General features: G+C 73.1%; 15 protein-coding genes and 1 pseudogene. 9 read left to right on the top strand and 7 right to left on the bottom strand.

Features of this window, described 5'->3' with window-relative positions; all coding sequences use genetic code 11:
- The first annotated feature begins 1,086 nt into the window (after positions 1-1,086).
- The 7 genes from Val02_RS43765 (at position 1,087) to Val02_RS43735 (ending at position 11,187) form a co-directional block, all read left to right on the top strand.
- Positions 1,087-2,601 (top strand): FAD/NAD(P)-binding protein, encoded by a 1,515-nt coding sequence (locus Val02_RS43765; protein WP_203905278.1) that lies wholly within the window; start codon positions 1,087-1,089, stop codon positions 2,599-2,601.
- A 2-nt stretch (positions 2,602-2,603) separates the two neighbouring features.
- Positions 2,604-3,005, top strand: coding sequence for a hypothetical protein (locus Val02_RS43760; RefSeq protein ID WP_203905277.1), 402 nt, complete (start codon positions 2,604-2,606; stop codon positions 3,003-3,005).
- A 107-nt stretch (positions 3,006-3,112) separates the two neighbouring features.
- Positions 3,113-5,821 (top strand): FHA domain-containing protein, encoded by a 2,709-nt coding sequence (locus Val02_RS43755; protein WP_203905276.1) that lies wholly within the window; start codon positions 3,113-3,115, stop codon positions 5,819-5,821.
- Positions 5,822-5,831: 10 nt separating this feature from the next.
- Positions 5,832-6,620: a protein kinase domain-containing protein gene (locus tag Val02_RS43750; protein WP_203905275.1), complete on the top strand. Its 789-nt coding sequence runs from the start codon at positions 5,832-5,834 to the stop codon at positions 6,618-6,620.
- Positions 6,617-8,293 carry a cation:proton antiporter domain-containing protein gene (locus Val02_RS43745; protein ID WP_203905274.1) on the top strand — a complete coding sequence of 559 codons (1,677 nt, stop codon included), beginning with the start codon at positions 6,617-6,619 and terminating at the stop codon, positions 8,291-8,293. The genes Val02_RS43750 and Val02_RS43745 overlap by 4 nt, the downstream gene beginning before the upstream one ends.
- Positions 8,290-8,718 (top strand): GNAT family N-acetyltransferase, encoded by a 429-nt coding sequence (locus tag Val02_RS43740; RefSeq protein WP_203905273.1) that lies wholly within the window; start codon positions 8,290-8,292, stop codon positions 8,716-8,718. The genes Val02_RS43745 and Val02_RS43740 overlap by 4 nt, the downstream gene beginning before the upstream one ends.
- Before the next feature lie 162 nt (positions 8,719-8,880).
- Entirely contained in the window at positions 8,881-11,187 is a 2,307-nt protein-coding gene (locus Val02_RS43735; protein ID WP_203905272.1) for a putative bifunctional diguanylate cyclase/phosphodiesterase, read from the top strand.
- Here Val02_RS43735 and Val02_RS43730 read toward each other — a convergent pair.
- A complete protein-coding gene (locus Val02_RS43730) occupies positions 11,172-12,197 on the bottom strand; it encodes a MerR family transcriptional regulator (protein WP_203905271.1) in 1,026 nt (341 codons plus the stop codon). The two genes, Val02_RS43735 and Val02_RS43730, sit on opposite strands and share 16 nt — an antisense overlap.
- Positions 12,198-12,255: 58 nt before the next feature.
- Entirely contained in the window at positions 12,256-12,963 is a 708-nt protein-coding gene (locus Val02_RS43725; protein ID WP_203905270.1) for an SDR family NAD(P)-dependent oxidoreductase, read from the bottom strand.
- 102 nt (positions 12,964-13,065) lie between these two features.
- Between Val02_RS43725 and Val02_RS43720 the strand changes: the two genes are divergently transcribed.
- Entirely contained in the window at positions 13,066-13,890 is an 825-nt protein-coding gene (locus Val02_RS43720) for a helix-turn-helix transcriptional regulator (protein ID WP_203905269.1), read from the top strand.
- Between the two features lie 15 nt (positions 13,891-13,905).
- On the opposite strand, the gene hemQ is transcribed toward Val02_RS43720, so the two are convergent.
- From hemQ to hemE, 3 genes and pseudogenes are all read right to left on the bottom strand, one after another.
- Positions 13,906-14,604 carry a hydrogen peroxide-dependent heme synthase gene (gene hemQ, locus Val02_RS43715; protein WP_203905268.1) on the bottom strand — a complete coding sequence of 233 codons (699 nt, stop codon included), beginning with the start codon at positions 14,602-14,604 and terminating at the stop codon, positions 13,906-13,908.
- Positions 14,601-15,968, bottom strand: coding sequence for a protoporphyrinogen oxidase (hemG, locus tag Val02_RS43710; RefSeq protein WP_203905267.1), 1,368 nt, complete (start codon positions 15,966-15,968; stop codon positions 14,601-14,603). Before hemG ends, hemQ begins: the two co-directional genes overlap by 4 nt.
- Before the next feature lie 13 nt (positions 15,969-15,981).
- Positions 15,982-16,980 (bottom strand): annotated as a pseudogene (gene hemE, locus Val02_RS43705) (uroporphyrinogen decarboxylase); the annotation flags it as partial.
- 102 nt (positions 16,981-17,082) lie between these two features.
- Between hemE and Val02_RS43700 the strand changes: the two are divergent.
- On the top strand, positions 17,083-17,640 hold the full coding sequence (locus Val02_RS43700; RefSeq protein ID WP_203905265.1) for a DUF3000 domain-containing protein: 558 nt from the start codon (positions 17,083-17,085) through the stop codon (positions 17,638-17,640).
- Positions 17,641-17,689: 49 nt separating this feature from the next.
- Here the strand turns inward: Val02_RS43700 and Val02_RS43695 are convergent, their stop codons facing one another.
- Complete coding sequence (locus tag Val02_RS43695) at positions 17,690-18,463, bottom strand: hypothetical protein (RefSeq protein WP_203905284.1); 774 nt, start codon at positions 18,461-18,463, stop codon at positions 17,690-17,692.
- A 48-nt stretch (positions 18,464-18,511) separates the two neighbouring features.
- Positions 18,512-19,738 carry a S1C family serine protease gene (locus Val02_RS43690; protein WP_203905264.1) on the bottom strand — a complete coding sequence of 409 codons (1,227 nt, stop codon included), beginning with the start codon at positions 19,736-19,738 and terminating at the stop codon, positions 18,512-18,514.
- Positions 19,739-19,836: the final 98 nt, after the last annotated feature.

Raw genomic sequence — 19,836 nt, 5'->3', positions numbered from 1 at the left:
GGACACCCGTCACTGCGTCAACAGCATCTCCGTCCGTCTCGAACCCCGCGACGCGAGCGCGTAGCACCTCGCAGCACCCGCCGGGACGGGCGTCGGACATTCGTACCGCGCGGAGGTCCTCGCGGCTTTCGCGACGGCTCCCGAGATCGATCCCCGCGAGTTCCGGCAAAGCCTCGACGCCGTCGTCGACCAGGAGTTCCCCTCGCGTGAGTGGTAGCCCGCCCACGCGAGGCCTGGTCGACACCCGACATCGTCATCGTCATTCCGCCCGGTCGACTCGCCCGGCCGAGCGGTGACGCCGGCGCACTTGTCGGCCGGCCGCACCACACCGTGGATTCCACGGAACAGGCCAGCTTCGACCCGCCCCAGAAGTCCCGGCATCCGCAGTTCCGACAGCATCACATCGGGACGCTCAAGCCACCCCGTCGGCTGCCTCACCGACGACGGTCACATCGATCCGTCGCTCGAACACCCCACGCACCCGGTCGCGCGCGACGAACCATTTGTTGACTATCTGTAGTCACATAGAAACACTAAGCGGTCTCACGGTGGGGCGGAGGATCAACGCGGCGCCCCTCCCCGGGCGCACTTCCGGCGTCGAGCGTTCCGGCGCGGGACGCGACCCGCTCCCGCGCGACGGCCGGCCCGATCCGCCGGGCACCGCAGGCGAAGCGCCGTGCGCGGGGAAGGCCACCAGAGGCAGCGCCGGGCGTCCCGTCGCGAGAAGAGGACCGCGCGGAAGCCGGAGTCCGGAAACCGCCGGCAGATCCCGCACACCGGGGCCCGGGAACGTCCACTAAGGACACCAACAGAAAGTCGATCACACTGTCAAGAGCGCCACCGTCGGCGATCCGCTGCCGCATACCGTTCTCGCGGCCGTGGCGGAACAACGCGGAGTTGACCGGCGCGCGCCGGAACTCGCCCTTTGCTCATGAGAGCGACGTTCCGGGGCATCCGCCACGACCCGTCCGGGATCCACCGATCGGTTGATGCGTGGGCGACAGGATACGTGCGCCTATTGCGACACCGTGATACCGACGTAGAAACGAAACACGGGGCCGGTCAGAAATCGAACGAGGGGACGACATGGCGGGAGATCTCACGCCGACCCTGCTACAGACTCCGCAGTGGTCCGACGACATGCTCGCAGCGGCCGGGATACCGGTGCTCGACGCGCCGTTCGTGAGCGTCGGCGGCGGTATCGGCAGCTTTGTCACCGTGGACTACCTGCGCATCGCGGGCGTTCCGGCATCCTCGATACGGGTGCTGTCCAACCTGGACCGACCGTGGCAGACCTACGAATACCTGACCCGGGTGTCGCAGATCCCGCACCGGGAAAGGATCCGTTCGGACTCGTCGTCGCGGCCCGACAACATCTGGGGATTTCCGTCGTACGCGGTGTCGGAATTCTGGCAGGACAAATCCCTGAAACCACTGTTGCACGTGCTGGGTGAACCAATCTTCGCCGACTATTGGACACCCCGGGTCGGAATGGTCTTCACGTCCATGAAACGTGAGGCCGACCGGATCTCCTACGATTCGATGCTCGCCAAGGGCGTGGTCCGCATGGTGCGCAGGCGTGCCGGCGGCGGCTATTTCACGATCCTGACCCCGCCGGCCGGCACGGCACCGACCCGGCGCGTGGCGTTCCGGTCCCGCTTCGTCCACCTGGCCGTCGGCTATCCGGGCCTGCGGTTCCTGCCGGACCTGCAGGAGTTCCGCGAGCGGTACGGCGACTACCAGCGCGTCGTCAACGCCTACGAGTCCCACGAACACGTCTACGAGGCGCTCAAGACCCGGCCCGGCACCGTCGTCGTGCGCGGCGGCGGCATCGTCGCCTCCCGTGTGCTGCAACGCCTCATGGACGACCGGGAGAGGTTCGGCCTGCAGACCCGCATCGTGCAGATCTTCCGCACCTACGTCGACGGGCCGCACGGGCCGCACCTGTGGATGCGGCGCAAGGGCGGCGACGGCTGGGCCTACCAGGGGTTCAACTATCCGAAGTCGGTGTGGGGCGGCCAGCTCAAGGCGCAGATGCGCCGGCTCGACGGCCCCGAACGCGCCCGCCTGTACAAGGACATGGGCGGCACCAACACGCCGAAACGCCGCCGCTGGCAACGCCAGATGCGCGACGGCCGCAAGGGCAGCTGGTACTTCCCGATGCAGGGCACCGTCGAGCGCGTCGAGCCGAGGCCGAACGGCGGCGTCATCAGCCACGTCCGCAACGGCAACGACATGCAGTCGGTCCCGGCGGACTTCGTCATCGACTGCACCGGCCTCACGGCCGACATCGACCGGCACCGCGTGCTCGCCGACCTGATGCTCCACAGTGGAGCGTTCCGCAATCCGTTGGGCCGTCTGGAGGTCGAACGCCACTTCGAGGTCAAGGGCACCGCCAGCGGCGACGGGGCGCTGTACGCCTCCGGCGCCGCCACGCTCGGCGGGTACTTCCCGGGCGTCGACACGTTCCTGGGGTTGCAGGTCGCCGCCCAGGAGATCACCGACGACCTGGCCCGGCGCGGCTTCGTGCGGCGCATCGGGCCGTGGCGTTCCACGGCGCAGTGGGTGCGCTGGTTCCTCGGCAAGCCGGTCGGAGGGTGACGATGGTCCCGATTCTGTTCGGCCGGATCCAGACCCGGCTGTTCCTGCTGGCGACCGTGGGGTCGCTGGTCACGTTGGCGCTCACGCCGGTGCTGCCGGGGTTGCGCGCGTCGTTCGTGGTGCTGGCCGCCGTCGCCGTCCTGGGCATCGCGTGGGAGTGCGTCTATCACCTGATCATGCAGTTCCGGTGGGAGAAGGACTGGCCGTCGCTGTTCGGCCTGCTGACCGGCGTCTCCGAGGGGATCGTGGTGTGGCTGCTGCTCCCGCTGATCGGCCTGCGGCCGCCGGTGTGGGCGTTCGTGCTGCACTTCACGACGGTGTGGATCATCGTGTGGCTGGTGGCGAACGGCCCGATGCGGGTGCCGTTCCTGCGCTGGCGCTTCCGGGGCGGGCGGCTCGTATGACGGGGATGATCGTTCGCCCGTTCCCGGGACAGGGTCTCGTGGCGCGCGCCGGGGGCCTGCTGATCGTGTGTGCGGCCGTGCCGTCGGCGGACGCCCTCTTGTCCTTGATGGAACGGGTTCAGCGCCTCGACGGCGACGGCGAGGAACTGGTGATGCGCGCGGGCGGCCTGCTCGCGACCTCATCGCTGTCGGCGGCGGTCGCCGGGATCACCGCCGAGGGCCGCCTCGCCGTCCTGGTGAACGGCTCCGCGCGCGCACTCGCCGGTGGCCCGCGGGACCGTTTCCGGCTGTCCGGCCCGAAACGGGCGCACCGCCTGAGCGACGGGCCGGTGCACACGCTCGTGCTGACGCTCGGCCCCGTCCCCGAACCGGACCCGCGCACCCGGCTCGACGCGGGCGTGGTGCCCGGCGGTGGCCTCATCGCCGACCTGACCCGGGTCAGCGCGGCACTCCCGTCAGCGGCTGCGTCCCCCGCCCGGGGTATGACCGCCGCCAAAGCCCACCCGCCACCCTCCCCCACGGACGCCCGCCCACTGCCGCAGCTCACGGACCCGCCGACGCCCGCGACGGTCGCAATACCCACCGGCGCGCCGACACCCGCGACGGTGCCGCTGCCCACAGGCGTGCCGGCGTCCGCGACGCCACCGGGACACGCAGGCGCGCAGACGCCCGAGGCCGTCCCGACCGCCGCAACGGTGGCACTGCCCACAGGCGTGCCGGCATCCCCCGGCGCGCCGACAGCCGCCACCGTGTCGGGCCCGCCGGGCGATCCGGCTGCGGCCGGCGCGGCGGCGTCCCACGGCTACCCGGCGACCGTCGCCGTGCCCGGGTCGGGTGGTCCGGTTCCGGGCGGCACCGTTCCGGCCGGGGCTGTCGCCGATCCGGGGAGCGCGGCCACCCAGGTGATCGCGCACTCGGGCGACGGCGCCGCCGTTGCCGACCGCGCGGCGGAGGAGCCGGCCCGAGCCGGACGCCCGCAAGGCCCGGCCGCGCGGCCGGCCGCGCGGCCGGCCGCGCGCCCCGAGGACGAGCCGACCCTCCCGGCGCAGGTGCCGGGCCGGGCCGGAGAGGCGGCTCGCCCTGCGGCACAAGCGCCGTACGGGCTTGCGGACGCGGCACCTCCCGCAGCATCAGCCGCTCCCTCATCGGGAGTGGGACCGTCTATGCCGGCCGCAGCGCAGGCGGGACCGACCGCGCCACCTCCGGCCCCCACCACGCGGACGCCCACAGCAGGCGGGCAGTCGGCGCCCGCCGCTCAGCCGCCGGCACGGCCCGAGGATGAGCCGACCCTGCCGGCTCAGGCGGCCGCACCGGGTGCACAGCCGACGCCGGTGATCGCTACCGACCTCGGCAGCGCCGCCACCCAGGCGCTCGCCCTGCCCGCGGGGAGGGCCGCCGGCGTCACGGATCCGGCCGACGCGCCGACCCAGGCCGGACAGCCGCTCGCGCCGGCCGCGCAGCCGCCGACCCGACCGGAGGACGAGCCGATGCTGCCGGCCCGGGCACCCGTCGACGGCACATCACAGCCGACGCCGGCTGAGCGGCCGGGCACCACGGCCGATAAGGCGGCGCACCCGCCTGTCCAAGCCGTGCCGCAGGCCGCACCGGCGGCCACGACCGATTTCGGCAGCGCCGCCACCCAGGCGCTCGCTTCCCCGGCATCGTCCGGATCGGCCGTGCCGCAGGCACAGGTGCCGCCCGTCCACACATCGGCCGCATCGCCGTCGGTGGCGGCACGGTCTGCGCACGCACCGGGACCGCAGCCGGCAGCGGCGCCGCCGGCAGCTCAGATCGCTCAGGCGGCGCATGCCCCGGGCGCACCGGCGGTCGCCGCGCCCGCAGGGGCGCCGCCGGCGCACGTCCGAAGCGCAGCAAGTGCGCAGGTGCCGCCGGCACAGACGGTTCCGCCCCCGGCAGCAGCGCCACCGGCGCATGTGGCGGGCGCACCGGCCGGGCAGGCGCAGGCGTTCGCCCCGGTCGCAGCGGCGCCACCGCCCGGACACGCACCGGCCGCGCAAGCGCCGTCCGCGCACCCGGCGGGCTCCGGCGCGGCGGCGGGGGCGGCGGCAGGGGCGGCGCAACGTTCGTCCACTGTGGACGAGTCGACTGTCCCGAGTGGACCGCCCGAGGAGACCGTCGCGCCGCGGCCGGACAGTGCTCCCCCGGACCCGCGCGCAAGTGTGGCTCCGCCGCCCGCGCGCCCGGTGCAGCGGCGGACGGCCCCGGTGCCGATTCAGCCCGATCCGGCGCAGCCGTACGAGGTCGTGCTGCTGATGCCCGGCCACGCGCGGCCGCTTCCCCCGGCGCCGCCCGCGCGGCCGGTCGACTCGGCCGCCACGACCGGGCCGATGATCCACGGCATCCGGTGCGCCAACGGCCACTTCACGGACCCGACGGTGCCGTTCTGTGCGGTGTGCGGCATCTCCCTGGTGCAGCTCACCGCCGTCCGGCAGCTCGGCAAGCGGCCGCCGTTGGGCGTTCTGCTGCTGGACAACGGGACGACGGTGCGGCTGGACACCGATTATGTGATCGGCCGGGAGCCGGAGTTCGACGACGACGTGGTGGCCGGGCGGGCGCGCCCGCTGCGGATCGCCGGTTCGGGAACGGGTATGTCGCGCCGGCATCTGCGCCTGACGCTCAACGGCTGGCACGTGCAGGTCGTCGACCTGCAGTCGGCCAACGGCACGCTGGTCCAACTGCCCGGCGACACCGCGCCGCGCCGCATCCCGGCGGGGACGCCGGTGACCGTCCGGCCGGGATCGCTGGTCGGGTTCGGGCGGCGGTGGCTGCGCTACGAGTCCCATCGGAACCCGTGAGGAGACAGTGGTGCAGGGGATCGCGGACTACACGTTCGTCCGGCCGCTCGGCTCGGGCAACAACGGCCACTTCTTCCTGGCCCGCCGGCCGCCGCGGCTGCCGGTCGAGGCGGAGTTCGTGGCGGTGAAGGTGCTGTCCGCGGAGTCGACGGAGGTGGCGTTCCGGCGGGCGACGCGGGAGCTGACGGCGTTCGCGGCGGTGCGGTCGCCGTATCTGGTGGCGGCGTACGACGCGGGGCAGCACGACGGGGTGTTCTTCTACTCGACGGAGTATCTGCCGGAGGGTTCGCTCGACGACGCCCCGCAGCCGTGGGACCCGCCGAAGGTGCTGCCGGCGGTGGCGCACGCGGCGCGGGCCGCCGACGCGTTGCACCGGGCGGGAATCGTGCACCGGGACATCAAGCCGGGCAACATCCTGCTCGACGCCGGCGGCGGGAAGCTGACCGACCTGGGGCTGTCGCACCTGTTCACGGAGGGGGTGACGGTCACCGGGATGGGTTCGCTGGACTCGGTGCAGTACGTCGACCCCGGGATCCTGCTGGGCGAACCGAGCGGCCCCGACAACGACGTCTGGTCGCTCGGCGTGGTGCTGCACCACGTGTTCGCCGGCCGGGGCGTGCACGGCGAACTGCCCCGCGACGACGGGCTCATGGCGCTGCGCCGCGTGCTGTCGACACCGCCGCGGATCAGCGAAGCTCTGGCCGTTCCCGTGAAAGAACTGATCTCCGACTGCCTGGCACCGGCGGGACGCAGGCCGACCGCGGCGGTGGTCGCCGAACGGATCGAGGCGCTCGCATGACCGCGGAGCAGGTGGCGACGCTGCTGCTGGCGCTCGGCTGCGTCATCGCCCTGGCGCGCCTGTTCGGGGCGGCCGCGAAGCGGATCGGTCAGCCGCCGGTGATCGGCGAGATCGTGGCCGGGATCGCGGTCGGCCCGAGCCTGTTCGGTGCCGGGCTGGGTGACGCGCTCTTCCCGACGGACATCCGTCCGGCGCTGGCCGCCCTGGCGAACGTCGGCCTGGTGCTGTTCATGTTCATCGTCGGCTACGAGATCGATCCGGCGACCCTGCGTGGGCGCGGGCGGGCGGCGGTGTCGGTGGCGCTCGGCTCGACGCTGCTGCCGCTGGGCCTGGGGGTGGCGCTGGCGTTCTGGCTGGCCGGGCGGCACGACGTGCGGAACGTGGCGGCGTTCGTGCTCTTCCTCGGCGCGGCCATGGCGGTGACGGCGATGCCGGTGCTGGCGCGCATCCTCGCCGATCGCGGCATGGTGCGCACCACCGTCGGGGCGATGGCGTTGGCGGCCGGGGCGGTCGGCGACATCGTGGCGTGGTCGCTGCTGGCGTTCGTGGTGGCGATGGCATCGGCGTCGGGCGTGGTGCCCTGGCACCTGGTGCTGATCGTGCCGTACCTGGTGGTGATGTTCCTGCTGGTGCGGCCCGCGCTGAGGAGGCTGGCCAAGGAGAAGCTGACGCCGGACGTGCTCGCCCTGGTGCTGGTGGGGCTGCTGCTGTCCTGCTGGTGCGCGGAGTGGCTCGGGGTGCACGCGATCTTCGGGGCGTTCCTGTTCGGGGCGGTGATGCCGCGCGACCGGCCGGCGCTGCGCCACGAGATCCTCGGCCGGCTCGAACAGGTCAGCGTCCTGCTGCTGCTCCCGTGCTTCTTCGTGATCGCCGGCCTGCGGGTCGACCTGTCCGCGTTGGGCGGCGGCGGCCTCGTCGAACTGGCGGCCATCCTGCTCGTGGCGATCACCGGCAAGGTCGCGGGCGCCTACGCGGGGGCGCGGCTGCACGGGATGGACCGGCGCCGTTCCGGTGCGCTCGCCACGCTGATGAACACCCGGGGCCTCACCGAGCTGGTGATCCTGACCGTGGGCCTGCAGTTGGGGATCCTGGACACCCGGATGTTCTCCATGATGGTCGTGATGGCGCTGGTGACGACCGCGATGGCGGGGCCGGTCCTGGCCGTGATCTACCCGGCGGGTCAGGTCGAGGCGGATCGGATGGCGGCCGAGCGCGACGCCCTCGGGGCGCCCACGGCGTTCCGGGTACTGGTGGAGGTCCCGCCCGGCGAGCACGCGGCGTCGGTGGTGCGGGAGGCGACCCGGCTGGCCCGCGAACGCGCCCCCGCCGCGGTGGTCGTCCTCAACCGGCTGGTCCCCTACCCGTCGCCGCCGGAGGTGAGCACCGGCCTGACCGGCGAACTCCTGGCGATGACGGCCGCGCTGACCGAACTGGCGGAGCTGGCCGCCCCGATCCGCGACGCCGGGCTGACGGCGCATGTGACCGCGCATTTCACCACCGATCCGATCGGCGACCTCGCACATCAGATCTCGGCGGCGGCGCCGGACCTGGTCGTGACGGCCGGCAGCCGCACCGACTGGCCGAAGGGTGTCCGCCACGTGACGGTGAAAGCCATAGAGGCACGTGACGGTGAGGCCGTGAAGGCATCCGGTGATGACACCATGAAGCGGTGATCATCAACGAACGCCGCTTCGCCGACCTGGACGTCTTCACCTTCCACGCGCTGGTGAAACTGCGCTGCGACGTGTTCGTGGTGGAGCAGGAGTGCGCTTATCCCGAGTTCGACGGCCGCGACGTCGAACCGGACACCCGCCACCTGTGGATCAGCGACGACACGAACCAGCCGCTGGCCTACCTGCGCATCCTGGCGGACCCGGGCGGCGTGGCCCGCATCGGCCGGGTGGTCACGGCGCCGCACGCCCGCGGCCGGGGCCTGTCCCAGCAACTCCTGAAGTCGGCCCTCGACCGCATCGGAAACCGCACGTGCGTGCTGGACGCACAAAGCCACCTGGTCGGCTTCTACGAACGGCTGGGTTTCACGCCAAGCGCCCCCGAGTACATCGAGGACGGCATCCCGCACACCCCCATGCAGCGGTGAGCGGAGGGATCCGGCCGCCGGAGGCGCCGCGACCGGACGCGGGCGTGAAAGCGTAGGCCCGCAGGGCCCAGCGGTGCGGCCCGGGAGGCAGCGGTCGCGCCCCCGGCGGACGTGCGAAATGAAAGCTCTAAGAAGCCCGCCGCCCCGACCGATGGGGATCGGGTGGTCCGCCCGTGGCTGTTTCTGCCGTACGCGGTGGTCGCGGCGTCGGTCCTGACCCTGCCGGTGACGCTCGTCCGCCCCGGGACCTACTTCGCCTGGATCGCGCTGTCGTTCCTGGCGACGCACGTCGTCGGGCTCGGCATGAGCGCCCGCGCCGCCACCCATCCCCGGCTCGACCCCGGCACCCGCCGCCCGTGGCGCTTCCTCGTCGCCTTCTTTCTCCTGCTCATCGTGAACGGCATGAGCTTCGGCGCCGCCATGGCGCAGAACGGCGGGGTGCCGCCCAGCCGGATCACCCCGATGCTGGTGGTGTCCGTGCTCGCGCGGCTGGCGACCGTCCCGGTGCTGCTCGCGGGGATGCTCTCCTTCGCGGCCGAACCGCTGGGCCGGCGCGCCCGCTGGAAACTCGCGATGGACGTGACGACCGTCGTCGGCGGCGGCGGGATGGCGTTGTGGTATTTCGTGCTGGCGCCGGCTCTCGAGGACGGCGCGGCGACGCTGAGCCGGGCCGGCCTGGTCACCGTCGTCTACCCGGTCGGCGACCTGATCCTCATCGTCGGGATCGGCACGGTGCTGCTGCGCGGCGCGGCCGGTTCGGCGCGGCGGCTGCTGCCGCTGCTGCTGGCCGGTGCCGTGCTGACGCTGCTCGGCGACGTGTACCTCGCGCACAGCACGCTCTACCGGCCGAACGAGCTGACCCCACCCTGGTTCATGCTGGCCACGCTGATGCAGTACGCGCTGCCGGCGTTCGCGGCGGCGGAGCAGTGCCGGCTCGCGGCCGCGCCGCCCGGCGACGACACCCGGCCGCGGCCGTTGCGCCCGCACAGCTCGTTGCCCTACGTGGCGCTGGCGCTCGGCTTCGGGCTGCTGGCGTTCGCGGCGATCGAGGCGGGCCCGTACCCGTGGGCGGGGCTGGTGGCGGGGGCGTGCGTGATGACGTTCGGCGTGGCGGCCCGGCAGGTGGTGGCCCTGCGGGAGAACCACGCGCTGGTGCTGACCGACGCGCTGACCGGCCTCGCCAACCGGCTGCGGCTGAACGAGGCGTTGCAGCGGGTGCGGCGCTCCGGTGCGCGAGTGGCGGCGCTCGCCATCGACCTGGACGGCTTCAAGCAGGTGAACGACTCCCTCGGGCACGAGGCGGGCGACGCGGTGCTGACCGCGTTCGCGGCGGTGCTGAAGCGCACGCTGCGCCCGGACGACCTGTCGGCGCGGCTCGGCGGCGACGAGTTCGCGGTGCTGCTGGAGGAGGTCGGCGAGGCGGAGGCGATCGCGGTCGCCGAACGCATCCTCGCCACGATCCGCGACCCGGTGCCCGTCGGCACGCAGCTGGTGCGCATCCGCGCCAGCATCGGCATCGCCGTGTCGGAGCCGGGCGCCGCCCCCTCCCCGCGGGAACTTCTGCACCACGCCGACATCGCCATGTACGCGGCGAAGCGGCGGCAGCACAGCGGCTGGCGGCTGTACTCGGAGGAGACGATGCGCCAGGACCGGGAGGCGGCGGCGCTGCGGGAGGACCTGCTGCGCGCGGTCGACGCCGATCAGCTGCGCGTGCTGTACCAGCCGATCGTCGCGCTGGCTACGGGCGCGCTGGTGGCCGTGGAGGCGTTGGTGCGCTGGCATCATCCGACGCGGGGCGTGGTGCCGCCGGCGGAGTTCATCCCGGTGGCGGAGGAACTCGGCGTGATCGACGACATCGGCGCGTGGGTCCTGGAGCAGGCGAGCCGGCAGGTGCGCCGGTGGCAGGAGCGGCTTTCCCCGGGTCGCACCCTGCACCTGAGCGTGAACTTCTCCGCGCACCAGCTGCGCCGCCCCGCTCTCGCGGCCGAGGTGCTGGAGACGTTGCGCCGCACCGGCCTGGATCCGCGCGATCTCGTGCTGGAGATCACCGAGAGTGCGCTCGTCGACGACGACTCGGCCGTTCCGCAGCTGCACGAACTGCGTGGGCACGGGGTGCGCGTGGCGCTCGACGACTTCGGCACGGGCTACTCGTCGCTGCGGTACCTGACCCGCCTGCCGGTCGACATCCTCAAGCTCGACCGCTGTTTCGTCGCCGAGCTGAACGGCGACCCGGAGGGTTCGGCGGTGGCGGAGGCGGTGATCCGGCTGGGTCAGATCCTGCACCTGGACACGGTCGCGGAGGGGATCGAGGATCCGGCGCAGGCCACCGAGCTGACGCTCCTCGGCTGCCGGAACGCCCAGGGCTTCCACTTCGCCCGGCCGCTGCCGCCGGAGGCGTTGACCGCCCTGCTGGAGCAGACGACCCCGGTGCACCTGCCGACCGGTCACCCCGTCTACCCGGGCGCCTGAGCCTCGCCCGCCTGGCCCTCGCCCGCCTGGGTCGAGGCGCGCAGCGCCGCCGCGATCCACACGCCCAGGTCGGCCAGGTCGACGTCGGCGTACTCGTCCGGGGTCCCGTTGATCGCGGCTACCAGCGCGAGGTACCGCCCGTGCGTCGAGTCGAACCGGGCATCGTCCTCGGTCCCCTGCCGGTGGATCTCGGCGATCTGCGCGTAGCCGGCGGCCAGCCGCGCCCGCCGTTCGGCGGTGGCGGGCACCCCGGCGGCCGCCGCCGCGCCGTCCGCGGCCCGCACGGCGAGCTCCTGGGCGTGCGCCGACCCGGCAGGCAGCCCGGACCGGTACGCCGCGATGATCCGTTCCATGATCCTCGCGCCGCTGGAGTGGATGAACTCCTGCATCGGCGCGGCGGTCATCCGCTCCCCCGGCTCCGTCGCGAACGTCTCACGCAGGTACGCCCGCACCGTGTCGCGGAACGACGGGTCGCGCAGCAGCGACGCCAGTTCGATCCAGGCGGCGAGCTGTGCGGCGGTGGGGTCGTCCGGCAGGTGCGGCCGCACCGCACGGAGCCGGTCGACGAAGTCGGCGGGCAGGTCGGCGCCGACCTCGTTCCAGAACGAGTCGACCAGCAGCGCGCGCTCCCCGTCGGGCATCGACACCAGGCGGTGCATGAGGACCGCATGCTCGACCGGGCTCTCCTCGCGGTTCAACGCGCGCAGCACGGCTCGGCGGACGCGCAGCTCCCGCTCCTGGCGTTCGACCAGCTCCAGATGCTCGGCGAGCAGGTCGCGCAGGGAGAGTTCGCCCGCGACCAGGCGCCGGATCTCGTCGAGCCCGGTGCCCAGGTCGCGCAGGGTGCGGATCATTTCCAGCTGGGCCACGGCGCGCATGTCGTACAGCCGGTGGCCGGCGTGGGAGAGGCCGGCGGGCCGCACGATGCCCTCGTCGGAGTAGTAGCGGATCGCGCTGACGGTCAACCCGGTCCGGCGGGCGACGTCCCCGATGGGATAGAGCTCTTCCATGCCTGCCACTGTGCCGGCTCGAGCCGCTTGAGCCGCAAGCTCTCTTTCCGGGGCGGCGTCACCAGGGCAGCGGCCCGGACGCGTCGACGTACGCGCCGGTGGGGCCGTCCGGGCCGACGCACGCCATCCGCACGATGATCTCCGCGCCCTGTTCCACGGTCTGGATGCCGGTGTTGCCGTTGAGGTCCGTGGCCGTGTAGCCGGGCTCGACGGCGTTGATCCGCATCCCCGGGAACGCCTTCGCGAACTGCACCGTCACCACGTTCACCGCCGCCTTGGAGGCCGGGTAGGCGACCCCCGGGTAGTGGAACGTCGGCGTCCCGGCCGCGGTGAGGCGGGTCAGCGAGGCGAGCCCGCTGCTGACGTTCACGACGACCGGCGCCGTCGAGCGCGACAGCAGCGGCAGGAACGCGTGCGTCACGCGCACGAGCCCGAAGACGTTCGTCTCGAACATGTCGCGCATGTGGTCGGCGGTCGCCTCGGCCGGGCCGATGATCCGGTTGCCGTCGCCGCGCAGTTCGATGCCGGCGTTGTTGACCAGCACGTCCAGCCCGCCGCCGGCCTCGACGACCGCCGCAGCCGCCGCCACGGAGGCGTCGTCGGTGACGTCGAGGACGAGCGGCCGGGCGTCGAGGCGTTCGGCCGCCGCCCGTACCCGGCCGGGGTCCCGTCCGGCGACCCACACGGTGTGGCCGAGGTGGCGCAGGCGGCGGGCGGTTTCCTGGCCGAGGCCCTTGTTCGCCCCGGTGATCAGTGTCGTCGTCATGCCGCCAGCGTCCGCCCGTCGCCGCCGTTCGGGCACCCGCCCGATTTTCCTGGGAACGGCGGTACCAGGCTCACCCGCTCCGGAGGAAGCACACTGGAGCGCATGGAGTTCGGGCGGGCCGTGCGCCGCTGGCGGGACCGGGTGCGGCCGGAGGCGGCCGGGTTACCGGCCGGCGGGCACCGGCGCGCGGCGGGCCTGCGCCGCGAGGAGGTGGCCCTGCTGGCGGGCATCTCGGTGGACTACCTCACCCGCCTGGAGCAGGGCCGCGCCGCCAACCCGTCCGGGCAGGTCGTCGAGGCGCTGGCCCGCGCGCTGCGCCTGACGGACGCCGAACGCGCGCACCTGTTCGGCCTCGCCGGCCTGGTGCCACCGGGTCCGGAGGCGGTGCCGACGCACATCTCGCCGAGCGTGCACCGGATGCTGGACCGGCTGGCCGGCACGCCGGTGGCGGTGTTCGACGCGACGTGGACGCTGCTGAGCGCCAACCGCGAGTACGCGGCCCTGATGGGCGACCCGTCGGGCCGGCGCGGCCACGAGCGCAACGGCGTGTGGCGGAACTTCTGCGGCCCGCCGCAGCGGGTGCGTCAGACGCCGGAGGAGCGCAGGGCCTTCCGGGCGGCGCTGGTGGCGGACCTGCACGCGACGGCGGCCCGCTACCCGGACGATCCCGCCCTGCGGAGCCTGATCAGGGAGTTGCGGCAGAACGAGGACTTCGCAGCCCTGTGGGAGAACGGCGGGGTCGAGCCACACCGCGCCGCACGCAAGATCATCGACCATCCGCAGGTCGGCCCGCTGACGCTGGACTGCGACATCCTCACCGTCGCCGGGAGCGACCTGCGGATCATGGTCTACACGGCCGCGCCCGGCACCGATGACGCCGAACGCCTCGCGCTGGTGACCGTCCTCGGCACCCAGTCCCTGGTCTGAGGGCGCCGGCCCGGATCAGGGAAGATTCGCCACAAGGTCGGTGACGGAGCGCCGCCGTCCCGTGTAGAACGGCACCTCCTCGCGCACGTGCCGCCGCGCCCGCGAGGCCCGCAGGTCCCGCATCAGGTCGACGATGCGGTGCAACTCGTCCGCCTCGAACGCCAGCATCCACTCGTAGTCGCCGAGCGCGAACGACGCCACCGTGTTGGCCCGCACGTCGGGATACCCGCGCGCCTGCCGCCCGTGCTCGGCGAGCATGTCGCGGCGTTCCTCGTCGGGCAGCAGGTACCACTCGTACGAGCGCACGAACGGGTACACGCACACGTACTGCCGCGCCTCCTCGCCGGCGAGGAACGCCGGGATGTGGCTCTTGTTGAACTCCGCCGGCCGGTGCAGCGCCATGTTCGACCACACGGGTGCCAGGTGCTGCCCGAGAGAAGTGCGCCGCAGCATCCCGTACGCGTCCTGCAGGGCGTCGGCGGTCGGCGCGTGCCACCACACCATCAGGTCGGCGTCGGCGCGCAGCCCGGCCACGTCGTAGAGGCCGCGCACCACCACGTCCTTGCCCGCCAGCTGCTCGACCAGTTCGCTCAGCTCGGTGGCGTAGGCGGCGCGGTCGGCGGAACCGAGCGGCGTGTCGACCCGGAACACCGACCAGAGCGTGTACCGAATCGTGTCGTTCAATTCCTTGATCCGCGACGCGTTGGTGGTCATGCGTCCGAGTCTGCCAGAGCGGAAAGGACCCGTTCGGCGGCGACCCGACCGGAGCGGACGCACGCCGGAATGCCGACGCCGTCGTAGGCGGCACCGGCCAGGGCGAGCGTGGGCGGCAGCGCGGCGCGGGCGGCGGCGACCCGGTCGAGGTGGCCGGGGGCGTACTGCGGCAGCGCGCCGCCCCAGCGGTGCACGTGAGCCGCGAGCGGGGTCGCGGGCGTGCCGGCGATCGCGGCCAGTTCGGCGGCGGCGATCGCGGCCAACTCGCCGTCCGGCCGTTGCAGCAGGGCCGTCTCCCCGTACCGCCCGATCGAGACTCGCACCAGCGTCCGCCCCGGTCGCCGCAGGTGCGGCCACTTCCGGTCCAAGAATGTAGAGGCTTTTATATGGAACGGCGTCACGGCCGGCACGAGAAACCCCGACAGCTCGGCACCGTCGACGCTGGGCAGTTCGCACTCGGGGAGTTCGAGCGTGACGAGCACCATGCTGGCGTAGTCGAGCACCTCGACGGGTGCCACGGCGGCCGGCGCGCTGTCGGCGAGCAGCCGCGCGGCGGGCGTCGCCGGCACGGCCAGCACGACCGCGTCGGCGATGAACGTCTCCGGATCGCGGGTCGACCCGACGGTCAGCCGCCACCTGCCGACGCCGGTGGGGCAGAGCTGCCGCACGGGACGGCCGGTGCGCACGTTGTCTGCCCCGACGGCGTCGACCAGTGCGCCCGTCAGCGACGACAGTCCACTGTGGAGCGTCGCGAACAGCCCCTGCGCCGGCGGGCGCCGCTCCAGCACACGGCGCACCGCACCGGTGAGGGTTCCCTCGACGGCACACGCCTGCGCCAGCGCCGGAACGGTCGTCGCCAGCGACAGCCCGTCCGCCCGCCCCGCGTAGACGCCGCCGAGCATCGGGTCCACGAACCGGTCGGCCACCTCGTCACCGAGCCGCGCCCGCACGATCCGCCCCACGGAGACGTCGTCGCCGGAGCTGAGCAGCGGCCCGTTGTCGGCGGCGCGTTCCATCGAGGGATCGCCGGGGATGCCGAACAGGGTGCCGCCCGGGATCAGGTCGAGCCCACCGGAGTCGGTGACGACGCCCGCGCGGGCGGCCTTCGGGCGTTCCAGGGAAGCGGTCAGTCCGAGAGTGTCTATCAGCTCCGCGGCCGGACTCGGCGCGCCCGTCTGCGGATCGCGGACGGCGAACGCCTCGGCGCCGGTCTCCACCGGATCGCCGGAGGGCAGGGCGACCGTCCGCAGCTTGCCCCCGGGCGCCGGCGACTGTTCGACGACGAGCACGTCCGCGCCCGCCTCCGCGACCCGGTGGGCCGCCGCGAGCCCGCTGATCCCGCCCCCGACAACGACGACCCGCACGCTCTCCCGCCCCCTACCGCTGTGCGGTGTGGACCAGCTCCACGACGCGGGTGAGCGCGTCGGGATCGGTCTCCGGCAGCACCCCGTGCCCGAGGTTGAACACGTGCCCGGGAGCCGACCGGCCCTCCTCCAGCACACGGCTCACCTCGACCGCCACCACCTCCGGCGGCGCGAACAGCACGCACGGATCGAGGTTCCCCTGCAGCACCCGCCCCGGCACCCGCTTCGCCGCTTCGCGGAGCGGCGTCCGCCAGTCCACGCCGACGACCTCCGGCCCCGCGTCGGCCATCGCGGGGAGCAGCTCGCCGGTGCCCACCCCGAAGTGGATGCGCGGCACGCCGGTGATCGCCTCCAGGACCGACCGCGAGTGCGGCAGGACGTAGCGGCGGTAGTCCGCCTCGGACAGCGCACCCGCCCACGAGTCGAACAGCTGCACCGCCTGCACCCCGGCGTCGACCTGCACCCGCAGGAACGTCCGCGTCATCGCGGCTAGCTTCGCGCACAGCGCATGCCACACGTCGGGCGCCCCGTACATCAGCGCCTTCGTCCGGGCGTGCGTGCGCGACGGCCCGCCCTCGACCAGATAGCTCGCCAGCGTGAACGGCGCACCCGCGAAGCCGATCAGCGCGGTGTCGCCCAGTTCGGCGCGCAGCAGGCGGACGGCCTCGGCGACGTAGTCCACCCGGTCCGGGGTCAGCTCGGGCAGGGCGGCGACGGCGGCCGCGTCGCGCACGGGCTCCTCGACGACCGGCCCCACGCCGGGCTTGATGTCGAGGTCGATACCGGCGGCGGCCAGCGGCACCACGATGTCGCTGAACAGGATCGCCGCGTCGACGTTGTGCCGGCGCACCGGCTGCAGGGTGATCTCGCAGACCAGTTCGGGGCGGCGGCAGGACTCGAGCATCGGGATGCCCTCGCGCACCTTGCGGTACTCCGGGAGGGACCGCCCGGCCTGGCGCATGAACCACACCGGCGTGTGCGGCACCGGTTCGCCCCGGCAGGCCCGCAGGAAAGTGTTCATCGGTCGGCCATGCTATCCCCGCCCGATCTGCAAGGTGCACGGCCGTCGGCGTGCCTCGGCAGGAATCGACGCATGCCGGCCTAGGCTGCGGACATGAACACCGCGTCCGTCACCGCGTCTCAGGCGTTCGCCGACGCGGTGGAGACGCTCCGCTCGGTCACTCCGCGTGACGAGATCGAGCTGGAGGAGGTTCCCGCGCCGCAGAAGCTGGCGCCGTTCGCGCACGCGCTCTCCGGCACGGTCCTGCGCGACGGCGAGGAGGTGGCCACCGGCCGCCTGATCCTGCTGTACGACCCGGACGGGCACGAGGCGTGGCAGGGCACTCGACGCCTTGTGACGTATGTCACCGCCGAGCTGGAAGCCGAGCTGGCCGCCGATCAGCTGCTGCCCGCCGTCGGCTGGAGCTGGCTCACCGACGCGCTCGACGCGCTCGACGCCGAGTACACCGCCGCGGGCGGCACCGTGACGCAGACGCTCTCCACCCGCTTCGGCGCGCTGGCCGGCCCTCCGGCGGCCGCCGACATCGAGATCCGCGCCTCGTGGACCCCGCGCGACGACGACCTCGGCATCCACCTGCGGGCCTGGTGCGAACTGCTCGCGTCGACCGCCGGCCTGCCCCCGCCCGGCGTGACGGCGCTGCCCTCCCGGTGAACGCGAAGGGCGGGCCCGATCGCCGGACCCGCCCTCAGCAGCACATGGCTCAGTCGAGGTAGCGGAACGCCTCGTCACACACCTTGTCGGCCTCGGCGTTCTTCTGCGCCGCCAGCGCGGCGTTGCCGGCGGCCTCGGCCTGGCCCGCCTCCACCAGCAGGTTGATGCAGTTGGAGATGACCTGCTTCTGCCGCTTCAGCTCGTCGGCCTGCCCCTGGGCGCCACCCAGGTCGCGCTTGGCGGTGTCCCGCTCGCCCTCGACCCGCTTGACGTCGGCCTTCAGCTTCTCGACCTGGGACTTGAGGTCGGCCACCTCGGTGTCACGGGCCGCGACGGTCTTCTTCTCGTCGTTGTAGTCGCCGGTACGCGTCGTGTACAGCACGGCGAGCACCGCCGTCGCCAGCAGGAACACCACCATCAGCGACGCGAAGATCGGCATGAGCGGGCTCTTGCGCTCGCCGGGCTGGGCCGGGCCGAGCGGCGGGCCCTGGACGGGGCCGCTGACCGGCTGGACCGACATCGGCGGGCCGGAGTACGGCAGACCGGAACTCGGCGGAGCGCTGGCCTGCGCGTTGGGGTCGTAGTAGCCGCCGAACCCGGCGTTGGGGTCCTGGCCGTAGGCGGGCGTCGGAGCCGGGGTCGGCACGAACGGCGGCGCGCTGTCGGGTGCGCCGATCGGGCCGGGCTGCTGCGGCGGCGTGTAGCCACCGGGGCTCGGCTGCTGCGGGTAGCCCTGGGCAGGCGCCGGCGGGTAACCCGATCCATCGGAGTACGGGTACTGCTGAGGCGGCTGACCTGCCGCGGGGTCACCGGGGTATGACATCGTTCCTCCATCAGGCGGTGCCGAGCTGCGCCTCGACCGCGCGCCCCATCAGCAAATATCGAAGGTCTCGCACAGGACCGCCACCGGAATTCCGAGGCTGAAGTTCTCGACGTTCTCCAGCTTGGCGTTCACGACGCCGACGACCTGCTTCTGCGCGTTGATGACCGGGCCGCCGGAGTTGCCCGGGTTGACCGGCGCGTCGAACTGCAGGACGGGGCCCTTTGAGGTCTCCCGCAGGATGCTCACCACGCCGCTGGTCACCACGCCCTCGATCCCGAGCGGCGCACCCACGACGACGATCGGCTGTCCCGGCCGGGCCGCCTCGGCCGCACGCTGCAACCGGGGGAACTTCTCGGTGGAGGTCAGCACCGCCAGGTCCTTGCCGACGTCGACCTGCTGGATCGTGGCGTTGTAGCGGCGGTTCTCCTGCTCCAGCGTGACCGTCTTGATCCCGCGGGCGAAGTCCTGCTGCACTACGTGCGCGTTGGTGACCAGGTAGGTGGCCCCGCCGTCGGCCTCCCTGCCGAAGGCGAACGCCGTGCCGGAACCGCCGGTGACGTTGACCCGGAAGACGCTGGGCTTGACCTCCTTGGCGACCGCCTCGGGGTTGAGCACGCTCTTCTCGATCTCGTTGGCGCGGCCCTCCAGGGCGCTGGCCCGCTTGTCGGCCTCCGCCTTCACGGCCGCCGTGTCGGCCTTGGCGTCCTCGACGTCGTTGCGGGTGTCGTAGAGCAGGACGCCCTGCACCAGCACGATGATCAGCAGGAGGACGGCGAGCACGGCCGTCAGCGGGACCGTGTTGCCGCGCCGCGGCGGCGGGGCGGCGGTGGCGTAGCCGGGCGACGCGGAGCTCTGCGCCGGGAAGCCGTATCCGCTCGTGGGCGGTGAACTGACGGCCGGCGGCGCCGAGAACGAGGACGTCGCGGGCGCCGACGGGGCACCGGCCGAGTGCGGGGAGTACCGCGGGAAGTGCCCTTCGGCGGCAGACTCATCCGAACGGTTGCCGTAATCAGCCTGACGGCCGAACCCGGACGTGGCGGGCTCGGCGGAGGTCGACAAACCGGTCGGCCGCGCGTACGGCGAATGCGGCGCGTCGTACTCGGCGCCGGCGTGGCGGCCCTCCCGCTCGGCGCCCGGCGACTCGAACAGGTCGTAGTGGCCGGTGCGCTGTGCCGGAGCGGAGTCGCTGCGTGGGGCCCATTGCCGGTCGTCCGCGTCCCGATCGGAGGATGCGCTACGGGAGCCAGGACTACCTGCGTCGTACCCCGGAGTCATCGTGTGCCGCCCTCCCCATTGACCGGTCCCGGTCCACACTAGCCAGGGCCTTCAAGCGCCGACTCGGGGCGACCGTACCCGCCCCGGCACTGCCCTGT

The organism is Virgisporangium aliadipatigenens, from assembly GCF_016863615.1.
GTDB lineage: Bacteria > Actinomycetota > Actinomycetes > Mycobacteriales > Micromonosporaceae > Virgisporangium > Virgisporangium aliadipatigenens.
This window is presented reverse-complemented; position numbering and strand designations above follow the sequence as displayed.

Bases quoted from the DNA above. Each gene is read 5' to 3' on its own strand.
- Val02_RS43765 (WP_203905278.1), top strand. From the start codon at position 1,087: ATGGCGGGAGATCTCACGCCGACCCTGCTACAGACTCCGCAGTGGTCC.
- Val02_RS43760 (WP_203905277.1), top strand. From the start codon at position 2,604: ATGGTCCCGATTCTGTTCGGCCGGATCCAGACCCGGCTGTTCCTGCTG.
- Val02_RS43755 (WP_203905276.1), top strand. From the start codon at position 3,113: ATGGAACGGGTTCAGCGCCTCGACGGCGACGGCGAGGAACTGGTGATG.
- Val02_RS43745 (WP_203905274.1), top strand. From the start codon at position 6,617: ATGACCGCGGAGCAGGTGGCGACGCTGCTGCTGGCGCTCGGCTGCGTC.
- Val02_RS43730 (WP_203905271.1), bottom strand. From the start codon at position 12,197: ATGGAAGAGCTCTATCCCATCGGGGACGTCGCCCGCCGGACCGGGTTG.
- Val02_RS43725 (WP_203905270.1), bottom strand. From the start codon at position 12,963: ATGACGACGACACTGATCACCGGGGCGAACAAGGGCCTCGGCCAGGAA.
- Val02_RS43720 (WP_203905269.1), top strand. From the start codon at position 13,066: ATGGAGTTCGGGCGGGCCGTGCGCCGCTGGCGGGACCGGGTGCGGCCG.
- hemQ (WP_203905268.1), bottom strand. From the start codon at position 14,604: ATGACCACCAACGCGTCGCGGATCAAGGAATTGAACGACACGATTCGG.
- Val02_RS43700 (WP_203905265.1), top strand. From the start codon at position 17,083: ATGAACACCGCGTCCGTCACCGCGTCTCAGGCGTTCGCCGACGCGGTG.
- Val02_RS43695 (WP_203905284.1), bottom strand. From the start codon at position 18,463: ATGTCATACCCCGGTGACCCCGCGGCAGGTCAGCCGCCTCAGCAGTAC.
- Val02_RS43690 (WP_203905264.1), bottom strand. From the start codon at position 19,738: ATGACTCCGGGGTACGACGCAGGTAGTCCTGGCTCCCGTAGCGCATCC.